Genomic DNA, 11,466 nt, shown 5'->3' on the forward strand with positions numbered 1-11,466 from the left:
ATAGGAGATTATTCACCTATGGAGTTATGGACGATCGGCAATAAAGCGGTGGTGCTCGGCTATATCGTGATGGCCTCTTTTCTGCTGAATTTCGCTTCGGCGGCCAGCCCGTGGCATATTCTCGCTTACTTGCTGTATCTCGCCGTGAACATCGCGGTTCCCATTTTCACACACATCAGGCTCAAGCAGATCCTCATCGCCTGCTCCGCCGTCTTCATCATCGTATCCGCGATCCGGCTGGACCCGTTGTTCCTGCTGCTGCTTCCGATCAATGTGTATGAAGTCATCTCTATCCATTCGGATCGGAGGCTGCTCGCCTTCGTATGCCTGCTGCCGCCGCTGTTCTTCATTCCTCCCGATCTGATTCCGCTATACTTGCTGAGCGCCCTGCTCAGCTATTTGCTGTACGCCTGCGGCAGCAGACTGAGCGGCAAGCTAACCAGGCTGGAGAGCGAACGGGAAAATATGCGGGCGGATCTGGAGCGGCTCGCCCGCACCTTGAGCGAGAACAACGAATATATCCGCCAGTCCGAATATACGATCAAGCTGGAGGAGCGGAACCGTCTCTCCCAGCAGATTCATGACGACATCGGCCATGCCATGGCCGGCGCGCTGATTCAGATGGAGGCGGCGCGGCGGCTGCTGGCCACCGACCGGGATAAGGCGACCGAGCTGCTGGGCAATGCCGTCGCGATCTCCAAGGACGGGCTGGAGCGGATCCGTTTGACGCTCAAGGACATGAAGCCGAGGCCGGAGGAGATGGGGATCAACCGGCTCCGCCTGTTCATCGACGAGCTGACGGCCCGGGAAGGCGTGGCCGCGACGCTGGCCTACGACGGGGATATCGACGCCATTACGCCGCTGCAATGGAAGATCATTCAGCAGAATGCGACCGAAGCGGTCACGAATACGCTCAAGTATGCGCAGGCTACCGCCATCCATGTTGAAGTCCGAGTGCTGAACAAATTCATCAAGGCGGTTGTCTCGGACAACGGCGTCGGGGCGGCGAAGATCGTGAAGGGGCTTGGAATTGTAGGCATGGAGGAGCGGGCCGCTTCCGCTGGCGGCACGGTGATCATCGACGGGACGAATGGCTTCAGCGTCACGACGCTGCTGCCTTGCGGAGGCCGGTGAACATTCTCATGCTGAAGAACATGAATATTCTCATGGACAGAGGATGAACTTATGCACTGACATAAGCGCATCCTTTTTTATTACAGTACGGACAGAACCATGGAGGGAGTGAACCGGATGGGCAACGTATTGGAAATCCTCAATCTGATCAAAAAATTCGGTGATTTCATCGCCGTCGACAATATATCACTGAACGTGCATGAAGGAGAGATTTTTGGCTTTCTAGGAGCCAATGGTGCGGGCAAGATCACGACGATCAATATGATCGCGTCCCTGCTGCGGAGCACTAAGGGGGAGATCCGCCTGATCGGCAAAAATATCGCGAAGGAGAACCGCTTCGCCAAAATGAACATCGGCATCGTCCCGCAGGACCTCGCGATTTACGAGGATATGACGGCCTATGAGAATGTGCATTTTTTTGCCGGCTTGTATGGCCTCAGAGGGGAACTGTTGAAGAAGCGCACCGAAGAAGCGCTGGAATTCGTAGGCTTGGGCGATAAGCATGCCAGCTTCCCCAAAAACTTCTCCGGCGGCATGAAGCGCAGGCTGAACATCGCTTGCGCCATCGCTCACCGGCCGAAGCTGATCATTATGGACGAACCGACGGTCGGAATCGACCCGCATTCCCGCAATTATATATTGGGTTCGGTCCGCAAGCTGAACGAGATGGGCTGCACCATCATCTACACTAGCCATTACATGGAGGAAGTCGAAGAAATCTGCACCCGCATCGCGATCGTCGATCACGGCAAAATTATCGCGGAAGGCACGAAGGAGCAATTGACCGCGACGATTACCGAATCGAAAGAGATCTGGATCGGCATCAAATCATCGGACCCGGCGCTTGAAGTGGATGCGATCCGGAAAATCCAGGGCGTTACCTCGGTGCGGCTTGAGGAACAGATGCTCAAAATTATATCCAAAGCGGAAATCAACAATCTGAATCTGATTATCCAACAGTTGATCAAGGATCAGGTGGAAATCCGATCGGTCAAAGAGCAAGCGCCGAATCTGGAGACGGTGTTCCTGACCTTAACCGGCCGGAATTTGCGGGACTAAGGGGGAAAGCCGCCATGAACATTTGGAATATCGCGCTCAAAGAAATCAAATCCAATCTCCGCAATACCCGAACCTTTGTGTTTATGCTCGCCCTGCCGATCGTACTGATGCTGATTCTTGGGGCGGCGCTCACGAATACGTTCACGGACGGCGTAGAGATTGACAGTCTGCGGTTGCTCGTCCGCAATGAATGGACGGATTCGCAAGGAAAGGCAGCCTGGAGTCAGTTCGTGCAGGTGATCAAGCAAGAAGGCGTCGAAGTCGTGCAAGCCCCGGCCGGCATGAACGGACAGGAGGAGGTTCGCACGAACCGCTTTACCGCTTATGCTGAGCTTGACGCCGAAGGCATCAAGTTCTATGGAAGCAGCAAAAACACGATCGAGAGCAACATCATTCAGGGCATGCTGACCGCGTTCGCCGATCGCTACTCGCTTATGGCCGCGGCTGTCCATACCGATCCGGCGGCAGCTCGGATGATCGCCGACGGGGCCCGGGAGAGCGGTGATTTCATCCGCGACACTTCGCTGAATCCGGATAAGCGTCCGGACTCCTTCGGCTATTACGCGATCGCGATGACGACGATGATCGCGCTCTATTCTGTCTTCTCGGCCGGTTATCTGTTCCGCGGCGAGCGCATCCGCAATACGGCGATCCGCTTAATGGCGGCTCCGATCGGCAAAGGCGAGATATTCATCGGAAAAGTCATCGGGAGCACGTTCATTAATCTGCTGTGCGTCCTGCTGGTTGTCTTGTTCAGCCAATTCGCCTTCCATGCCGATTGGGGCACGCATTATGGCATGATCTTTCTTGTGCTGCTAACGGAGGTGCTGCTCGCGGTCAGAATGGGAGTCGCCGTAAGCTTCCTGCTGCAGGGCGAGAGTTCACAAGGCATCATCATGATGTTTACGCAGGTAGCCTCTTTTATCGGCGGCGCGTATTTCCCGATCGGCGAGACGGAGGGCATCATGACTTGGATTACCAATCTGTCGCCGCTGCGTTGGGCCAATACGGCCTTGACGGAGATCATCTACGCCGGCAATGCGGCCGCAGGGTGGCCGGCTATCGGCTTGAATACCGGCATCGCGGCTCTCTTTCTCTTCATCGTGGTCATCTCTATGCGCAGACGGGAGGCGTTATAATATGAGTGAAGTGATATGGCTTATCCGCAAAACAATGACCGAGACGTTCCGCAACAAAAAGAACTGGCTCGTCTACTTCGGCCTGCCCGTCGTGGGCGTGCTGGTGTCCATGATGCTGTACGCGAACAATAGCAGCGGGACGCTCCGCGTCGGCATGCTGAACCTGGACGGCAATGACGCGATTACGCAGGATGCGATCCGCTTCCTGGAAGGCTTGAATCAGATGAAGGTCACGATCATGGATGAAGCGGCGATGAAGCGCGATATCGCGGCAGGCAAGCTGGACAGCGGCATCGTGTTCGGCGAAGGGTTCGCCGCAAGCGTGCGGGCCGGCCAGCCGGATCATCTGGACATCATCTCCGTGAAAGGGGCGCAGGTCACCGCCTACGTCAAGGCGATGCTGCAGAACTATGTCGGCAACGTGGCCGCGATTGGCCGCAGTGCGGGAGGCGATGATGCCTGGTTCGACAAGATCTATGATGCATACAGCCAGCAGCGGTTCAAGGTGATGGCCGAGACGCTGGAGGATACGTCGAACCTGAAGTCCATGACGTATCAATCGATTGGCTTCCTCGTCGCGTTCATGATGTACTCTGCGGTCAATATGTCGGAGATGATTCTGAAGGAAAAAGAGAACCGCACGTTCCTGAGGCTTCTGTCCGCGCCCGTATCGGCCAGGACATATGTGCTCTCGAACGTGGCCGTCAATGTCGTGATTATGCTGCTGCAGATTACGGTCACGCTGATCGTGATGAAGAACATCCTCCATATTGACTCGGGCATCCCGTACGGTACGATGATCGCGGCACTGTTCCTGTTCGCCTTGACGGCTATTAGTCTCTCGCTCTTGATCGTCGCGTTCTCGAAGAGCAGCACGGGCGCAGGCGCCTTGCAAAATCTGATTATTACCCCGTCCTGTCTGCTCGCGGGCTGCTTCTTCCCGATGGACATCATGCCGGACACGATGCGCAAAATCTCGAACTTCATGCCGCAGCATTGGCTGCTGGACATGATCAATAGGCTCCAGCAAGGCGTTACGCTCGGCAGCTTATCTCTGCATATGGCGATTCTGATCTCCTTCGCCGTGGTCTTCGCGCTCATCGCGATCTTCCGCTTCGGCCGCAACAACGACATCCGGCAATTCGTGTAAGCGGAAGCCGAATCGGCAGGACAGACCACCGCGACGTTCAAATATATCGCAAGAGGGGCGGAGAAGCCCCTCTACTGGAATAGCGCCTCTATTTTTTCCCGGTCATATTCCAATATCCAATCGTTGAACTCTTCATAGAGCGGCCGATGCGGGGGAATCGTTTGAAGATCTGCGAAGGGTGCCGGAAATCCTCGTACTGATCGCCGTGAGAAGCGGGATGTAGCGCAGGTCACTCTTGCGGCAGAGCAGCACAAAGCGGAGGGTGACCTCATTATTCCCCTCTTGCCCCTCGCCATCCTCTCCAAAAAGATTGGGCAGCACTTGATGCCGTAGCGTTCGCATCCGCTTTTTGTTCTTTACATATTTGGGATAGATTCTGGCCGGTCGGCGCTGCAGCCGAGTGTCGCTCGCATCACAATGAATGTCGGTGACGAGGAATACATCGTCGGAATCATGAAACACGCGCTCAAAAATTCCAATGCTTCTGTCTTGGATCTGGCGAAGATTGCAGGGCTCTTCATGATCTGCCCACGGGATCGCAATTTCGAAGCGAATGCCGTAATTCCAACGGTAGAACAGCGGCGGTCCCAACGTCATGTTCCCAAAATGCTCTTCCATAAAGTCATTCAACAAAGCGCTCACGTTTGTCCTCCATAGACGGGTATTTGGTAAGCCTTTCCTCCATTAATTATAAAAGATAACGGAGAAACCCGCGAAGCGGTAGCAAGTAAGGAGAACCGGCATATGATATAACAGGATATCCGCCTATCAATTGCCGGGAAGGTGTTGTGATTGAGACAAAATGAAATGTGGCAGCCTGTATTAACTGAATTATACAACAGTCTATATGGCGAACAGATGGTCTGTTCCATGAGCACGGAGTTGTTTCATATACCTGAAACGCAAAATTTACAAGGGAATTCAGAAATGCATGCCAGTCTTGTCCCTGCGTCTTATCATCGGGTGACGGCGACCGGTTCAGCCCAACGATTGGTGAACGGAGAGAGTGCCCCGACCATTATTGCCACACTGGTCGCCTGCATACAAAATGCCGAGCGGCTGGATCGCGACGTACATTCCGGTTTATTGGTCATGAGAGATTCTGCTCCTGCAGCCTTCAAGCCCGTACTCGAAACCATCATCCGCTGGCAGGAACATGCTGAATTGCATCTGCAAAAGGCAAAGGAATTGACGAATCAAAATATTGGTGCAGCTCCTCGGGTTGGATATTATACCGACCTTCGACACGGAAAAAGCTGCTCATGTCAGCGAAATAGGGCTGTTTACTATTGAAAATAGATAATCGGGTGATTTGACTGCGTAATTCTCCAATTGAATGTGTGTGACGAACCTGCAGACATGGGAACTGTTCCCGCTGCAGGTTTTTTTGATGAAAATATGATTTCGGAGAGTCAACAATGCTACAATATTCGACAGACATACTACCGCATACGAATGGGGGATACAGCAGGATGAACAGCACCGAGAAGACCATTATTGATAAATTGAATCTCCGCAAATATCCGACGAAGCTGATTGTGGGCAAGCCGGACGATATCTCCGATTTCGATGAACTGGAGCACGACACGTCGGCGGTCAAAGAGAAATACAGTCTCATTTTTACGTTCATCTTCAATTTGGAGGAGTTCGTGAGCCAGTTGAATGAGGTGATTGAACGGCAACTGCTCGAAGAGGGCGGATATCTGTTCTTCGCCTATCCGAAGAAAAATAATCCGAAGTACGCGGAATATATTGAGCGGGACAGCTTCTTCGCCCAAGTCTCTATGGATGAGGAGGGATATGTGCAGGGCAGCCCGATTAAGTTCGCCCGCATGGTGAGTCTGAACGACGTATTTACCGTCATCGGGCTGAAATCCCAGGCGAAGAAGGCGGCGAGCTCAGCCAAAGCGAAATCAAGCCAATGCGTGGATGATTATATCGACCGTGTGGAAGATATCAGGGCCTATTTGCAGCATGACGAGGAAATCGGGCAGCGGTACAATCAATTGACTCCCGGCTACCAGAAAGACTGGGCGCGGTATGTATACAGCGCGAAGAAAAAGGAAACGCAGGACAAGAGACTGGCGGAAATGAAAGCCGTGCTGGCCGAAGGCTACAAATCCATGGATCTATATAGAAGAAACAAGAAATAAGAGCACGGAGGCGGCAAACCCGCCGCCTCCGATGAACCAAAGCGATGACCATCCGTGGGAGTTCATTCCCCGCTACGCTATTCCAAACAATATCCTTGCAGTTGCGCACGCTTTTCTGCGGATAAGCCAAATTCGCGCTCCAGAAAGGATCCGGCGCTTCCGTAAGTCTCGTCGATCGACGAGAACACGGCTTCCATGAACTCCCTGCGCAGCGTAAGCTTGGCGATGACCTCGGCGACTTCCTCTGGAGGCATGACCTCGGCGAGCTGTTCTTTCATTTGTTCATTCATTGGAATGAGCGTCTGATTCGAGAGCAGATAGTCCTCGATAATCGTTTCTCTGGGAACGCCGAGAGCCAGCAGGATGAACGCCGTTCCGATACCGGTCCGGTCCCGGCCCGCCGCACAATGATGGAGTATCCCCAGATTGTCCGGATTCATGATAAGGCTCATGAGCCGCTGGAAGGACGGATTGTTGATGGCCGTCTGCACGTACATCGCCGCGAACGATTCGCCGGTCAACTTTTTGAAGAAATTGCCGCGAACGAGCTCCCGCATGTCGGCGGGAACTTCTTGCCGCATGGCAGGGACGCGAATGTTGTTGACTCCCGGAATTACAGGGTCCGGTTTCTGCTCGGCTTCTCTATCGTCACGATAGTCAAAAATCGTTCGAACTCCTAACGATTGCAGCAAGATCAGATCCTGTTCCGTCATTCCTGCCAGCTCAGCGGAGCGGAACAAGATCCCGTATTTCACCTTGCGCCCGTCTGCGGCTTCATAGCCGCCCATATCGCGGAAATTGAACACCCCTTCAAAAGGAAGAACGCGAGTCTGAAGATGAGCGGTAAGTTGCATTGTCATAGGGAATGGCACCTCTTTTTCTATGTGTTTTTAAGCTACATGGCTTCTTGGGCTTGATGGAACATTTCATGCTCTTTGCCTTCGTAAATCAACGAAGTGTGATAATCGGTCAATGCTTGCGGAGGGCCGTCAAATACAACCTTGCCGCCCTTAATGCCGACAATTCGGCTAGCATACTGCTTGGCCGTCTCCACCTGATGGAGATTAACGAGGCAGGCGATTCCTTGCTCGGTACAGTTGCGGTGAATCGCGTCCATGACGACAGCCGACGAGCGCGGGTCCAGGGAAGCGATCGGTTCATCTGCCAGGATCAGCTTCGGCTTCTGAGCAAGCGCGCGGCAGACGCCAACACGCTGCTTTTGACCGCCAGACAGTTCATCCGCACGCTTGTAGACTTCCTTGTCCAGGCCGACCTTCTGAAGCAGAGCGATCGCGTCCTGCTTATCCGCTTCGCTATACCGGTTGAATACCCCGGCCAAGGAGCTCATATAGCCGAGTCTTCCATGCAGGACATTCTCCAGCACGCTGAGCCGGTTCACCAGATTATAATGCTGAAATATCATCCCGATGTGGGAACGCGCCTGCCGCAGTTCCTTGGCCTTCATCTGATCAATGCGCTGCCCTTGAAAGGAAATGCTTCCTTCCGATGGTTCGATGAGCCGGTTAATACAGCGCAGCAGGGTCGATTTCCCGGCTCCGCTCGGGCCAATGACAGCGATGAATTCGGCAGTCTTGACCTCCAGATTGATGCCATCGAGCGCAATGGTTCCGCCGTTATACCGTTTTTTTAAGTTTTGTATCGTTAAGAGTGTCGTCATATGCGTACGGCCTCCTTCACGTTCATCGTCTCCGTCCGACAAGGCGGATACGTATTTGATTGGTAAGCATCTCCAGCAAAAACAGTGTCATGAATACGACCAGAACGCCTAGCATAAGTGGTGCAAATTCATAGTAGCTGATGTACTCCTGGAGCAGCACGCCGATTCCTCCTGCCCCGACCATCCCCAATATGACGGTCTCTGCGACGGTCATCTCAAACTTAAAGGCGATCAAAGCCAAGAAAGCAGTAAGCAGATTGGGGAGAACGCCATTGAACACGACATGCCACCAATTGCCGCCCGTTGCCCGGATCGCCTCCACCGTATCTTTGCCTGCTTCGTCTATTTTGTCGGCGAATACTTTGATCAGGAAGGACACGGTAGGGAAAAGCAACCCGAGCACGCCCGCCATCGGTCCGAATCCCATGCTGGCGACGGCTAGCAGCACCCAAATCGTCGTAGGAATCGTACGGATGACGACGACGCAAGCACGCAATAGTTGCGCAAAAAGCCGATTCGGAGCGGTGTTGTCCGCCATAAAAAAGGCGAGAAATAAAGCAAAGACGACGCTAATGCTGACGCAAAGAAAAGCGACGACCACCGAGGTCAGCAATTCGGCAAGCAGTGCCGGCAGCTCGGCGAAGGAAAACTGCAGGAACTGACGGGCAATATCCGGTACTCGGCTGACTCCGTCCACAAATTGCGGCCAGCTAAGCTTCAGATAAAGCAGGCATGGGGCGAATAACACGAGCATGCCCAGGAAGAACAACTGTTGTTTGCGTTGCGTAGGTTTATGGGCGATCGGAATTTTCATGTTAAATTAAACGCTCCCTTATCCGCTTCGTCAGAAATTCAACCGCCAAAATCATCAAAATTAATATCGTGATGACGGTAGCCGTTTTACTGTATTGAAACAAATCCATGGTCAGCTTGATCTGACTCCCGATTCCGCCCGCGCCCACAAGTCCGAGTACGGCAGATGCACGTATCGTAATCTCGAACATGAACAATGTCCAGGAAATATAACTAGGCATGAACTGGGGAATGACCGCTTGCTTAAGCCTTTGGAAATAGGTGGCGCCGCATGCGTCAACGGCTTCCACGGCATGTCGGTCGATCTCTTCAATCGCCTCCGCGTACACGCGGGAAAGAAATCCGAACCCGAACAAAATGAGTGAGAATACGCCTGGCATCGTGCCGACTCCGAACAGAACGACGAGTATGGACGCCCACACCAGAAACGGAACGTTGCGCAGAAAGGAGACCACGCCGCGCAGCGCCATTCGTACAGCGGGATGAGGCGACGTATTGTGTGCCATAAGAAAAGCCGCGGCCAACCCGAGAAAGGATGAAATGAAGGTTGCCACGATCCCGAAAGCCAGCGTATCCAGCACCGGTTTCAAATATCGGGAGATATCCGACACATTCGGCGGCATGAAGTCCACGAACAGAAAGCGAAGAAAAATCGGAATGCCGGTGACAAACGTCAATACATCAAACTTGATATACCATATGGAAAAGACCAGGGCGGCAGCAAGGAGGAGAAGCGAGAGACGCCGCTTGATCTTCCTTTGCCTTACCCCTATTTCAGCGCGCATGTGGGCACTTCTCCTTTTGCGTTCATATTTTTGCATCTTAGTTGGCAAGTAACTCCTCCGGGCTCAGATTGAGCATTTTGGCCGTTTCGCGCAGTTTGTCATAGTTTTTATCGTTGGCCTCAATAAACTTGGCATCCGGCGATCCACCGATGTTTTGAAAGAACTCCGGATCGTTGTAGCTTAGCAAAAATTCCTTCACCTTGTCTTTGAGCTCTTGCGGAAGATCGCTGCGGATGCCAATTGCGGTGCCCGGTAAGGACTCGGATGCCGCGATCACACGATAGGAGTCTTTCTCGATAAGTCCCTTGCCTTCCAGCATGGAAGGCATGATGGAAGCCGTTCCGGCCGCATCATATTGCCCTCGAAGAACCCCGAGGACAGCCTTGTCATGACCGCCCGCGAACTGGATATCTTTAAAAAATCCGTTCTCCAGCTCCTCCGGCGTAATGCCCAATTCCTTGATCATCGTCGCTTTTGGCAGCAGATGCCCTGTTGTGGACACCGGATCGACAAATCCGAATGTTTTTCCTTTCAGATCGGCGACGCTCTGGATCGGGGAGTCTTTTGGCACAATAATAATCGACGCCGGCTTGTCGGCCATGCTCGGCAGGGTCATTTCGGCGATCGGCTCGACTTTGGCCCGTTCCGCGGCAACAATATAAGAGAACGGACCGAACAGCGCGTAATCGGCCTTGCCGTTCTTCATGGCTTCAATGGCTGCGTTATAGCTTGTCGCCTTATAGGATTCGACCGGGATACCCAGCTTCTCGGACAGCTTTGTCTCAAAATCTTTATTGATCTTCTGCCCTTTCTCATCGTGCTCTTGCGGCAAATAGGCGATGACAAATTTGGTCGGTGCACTGCCGCCGGCGCTGCAGCCTGCCAGTAAGGAAATGGAGAATACGGTAGCAGCAATGACTGAAAAGATCTTTTTCATTCGAGCCCTCCTATGAGTTCATGCAAGTTGTATGCAAGTTGCATTCTACGATACAAATGTCGCCGGAATGTTTTCGCAATATGAATGTTTTGCAAATCGCTCTCTTGTTGCGTGGACGCAACCTTTTTTCATAAAATACATGGTAGAATGACCGGGAGTTTATGCCCGGCACCTTGTTGTCCGAGAATGAGCTTGCGGAGACGTTGAATATGAGCCGGACGCCGGTACGGGCAGCGGTCGCTCAGCTTGAATATGAGGGCTTGGCCGTGTCACTGAAAAATCGGGGCATCCTTGTCAAGGAACTGTCGATGAAGGAAGCGCTGGACATGATCGAGATCATGTATACGTTCCAGCTCTATGCGCTGAACCATATCGAGTCGCAAGGGGATTGGCCGGACTTGAAGAAATTGAAGGAGTAACCATCAATTATAAAATTACGCCGCATGAACCGCACTATTCCGGGAACAAGGTCAATCAATCCGTCTATGATGCCCTGCTTGCGGAGGACTACGATCGAATCCGGACGATTTTTACAGAAGCGAATAGCTATAATAGGGAGCGTAGTGCGATTTGTTCTGCTATAACTGCTACACAGCAGGAAAAGCAGGGGTTCAATAG

At 52.9% G+C, this 11,466-nt stretch carries 13 protein-coding genes and 1 pseudogene; 8 read left to right on the top strand and 6 right to left on the bottom strand.

All coding sequences use genetic code 11. The annotated features are described in order from the left end of the window. Positions 1 to 18 precede the first annotated feature (18 nt). The 4 genes from DQX05_RS27715 to DQX05_RS27730 all read left to right on the top strand — a co-directional run bounded on the left by DQX05_RS27715 (position 19) and on the right by DQX05_RS27730 (position 4,482). Entirely contained in the window at positions 19 to 1,134 is a 1,116-nt protein-coding gene (locus tag DQX05_RS27715; protein ID WP_119796510.1) for a sensor histidine kinase, read from the top strand. A 117-nt stretch (positions 1,135 to 1,251) separates the two neighbouring features. Then, complete coding sequence (locus DQX05_RS27720; protein ID WP_119796511.1) at positions 1,252 to 2,193, top strand: ABC transporter ATP-binding protein; 942 nt, start codon at positions 1,252 to 1,254, stop codon at positions 2,191 to 2,193. A 14-nt stretch (positions 2,194 to 2,207) separates the two neighbouring features. Then, positions 2,208 to 3,332, top strand: a complete 1,125-nt coding sequence (locus DQX05_RS27725) for an ABC transporter permease (protein ID WP_119796512.1) — start codon at positions 2,208 to 2,210, stop codon at positions 3,330 to 3,332. 1 nt (position 3,333) lies between these two features. Beyond that, complete coding sequence (locus DQX05_RS27730; protein WP_119796513.1) at positions 3,334 to 4,482, top strand: ABC transporter permease; 1,149 nt, start codon at positions 3,334 to 3,336, stop codon at positions 4,480 to 4,482. A 132-nt stretch (positions 4,483 to 4,614) separates the two neighbouring features. Here DQX05_RS27730 and DQX05_RS32640 read toward each other — a convergent pair whose 3' ends face one another. Continuing rightward, positions 4,615 to 5,124, bottom strand: coding sequence for a DUF3885 domain-containing protein (locus DQX05_RS32640; protein WP_259392272.1), 510 nt, complete (start codon positions 5,122 to 5,124; stop codon positions 4,615 to 4,617). A 150-nt stretch (positions 5,125 to 5,274) separates the two neighbouring features. Between DQX05_RS32640 and DQX05_RS27740 the strand changes: the two genes are divergently transcribed. Both DQX05_RS27740 and DQX05_RS27745 read left to right on the top strand, forming a co-directional pair. After that, entirely contained in the window at positions 5,275 to 5,775 is a 501-nt protein-coding gene (locus tag DQX05_RS27740; RefSeq protein WP_119796515.1) for a hypothetical protein, read from the top strand. Between the two features lie 179 nt (positions 5,776 to 5,954). After that, positions 5,955 to 6,635, top strand: a complete 681-nt coding sequence (locus DQX05_RS27745; RefSeq protein ID WP_119796516.1) for a YdeI/OmpD-associated family protein — start codon at positions 5,955 to 5,957, stop codon at positions 6,633 to 6,635. A gap of 77 nt (positions 6,636 to 6,712) precedes the next feature. Here DQX05_RS27745 and DQX05_RS27750 read toward each other — a convergent pair whose 3' ends face one another. The 5 genes from DQX05_RS27750 to DQX05_RS27770 are packed head-to-tail and all read right to left on the bottom strand — an operon-like array spanning position 6,713 to position 10,848. Further along, positions 6,713 to 7,495 carry a tyrosine-protein phosphatase gene (locus DQX05_RS27750; protein WP_119796517.1) on the bottom strand — a complete coding sequence of 261 codons (783 nt, stop codon included), beginning with the start codon at positions 7,493 to 7,495 and terminating at the stop codon, positions 6,713 to 6,715. Positions 7,496 to 7,530: 35 nt separating this feature from the next. Beyond that, positions 7,531 to 8,313, bottom strand: coding sequence for a phosphonate ABC transporter ATP-binding protein (phnC, locus tag DQX05_RS27755; RefSeq protein ID WP_119796518.1), 783 nt, complete (start codon positions 8,311 to 8,313; stop codon positions 7,531 to 7,533). Positions 8,314 to 8,335: 22 nt separating this feature from the next. Next, the gene (locus DQX05_RS27760; RefSeq protein ID WP_119796519.1) at positions 8,336 to 9,127 is read right to left on the bottom strand and encodes a PhnE/PtxC family ABC transporter permease; all 792 of its coding nucleotides are present in this window, start codon (positions 9,125 to 9,127) and stop codon (positions 8,336 to 8,338) included. Position 9,128: 1 nt separating this feature from the next. Further along, positions 9,129 to 9,911: a phosphonate ABC transporter, permease protein PhnE gene (gene phnE, locus DQX05_RS27765; RefSeq protein WP_119796520.1), complete on the bottom strand. Its 783-nt coding sequence runs from the start codon at positions 9,909 to 9,911 to the stop codon at positions 9,129 to 9,131. Positions 9,912 to 9,948: 37 nt separating this feature from the next. Then, positions 9,949 to 10,848, bottom strand: a complete 900-nt coding sequence (locus DQX05_RS27770; protein ID WP_119796521.1) for a phosphate/phosphite/phosphonate ABC transporter substrate-binding protein — start codon at positions 10,846 to 10,848, stop codon at positions 9,949 to 9,951. 161 nt (positions 10,849 to 11,009) lie between these two features. Between DQX05_RS27770 and DQX05_RS27775 the strand changes: the two genes are divergently transcribed. Continuing rightward, on the top strand, positions 11,010 to 11,267 hold the full coding sequence (locus DQX05_RS27775) for a GntR family transcriptional regulator (RefSeq protein ID WP_119796522.1): 258 nt from the start codon (positions 11,010 to 11,012) through the stop codon (positions 11,265 to 11,267). Beyond that, a pseudogene (locus tag DQX05_RS31520) lies at positions 11,237 to 11,466 on the top strand (hypothetical protein); the annotation flags it as partial. The gene DQX05_RS27775 and the pseudogene DQX05_RS31520, both read left to right, overlap by 31 nt.

The organism is Paenibacillus thiaminolyticus (assembly GCF_003591545.1).
In the GTDB taxonomy this organism is placed as follows: domain Bacteria; phylum Bacillota; class Bacilli; order Paenibacillales; family Paenibacillaceae; genus Paenibacillus_B; species Paenibacillus_B thiaminolyticus_A.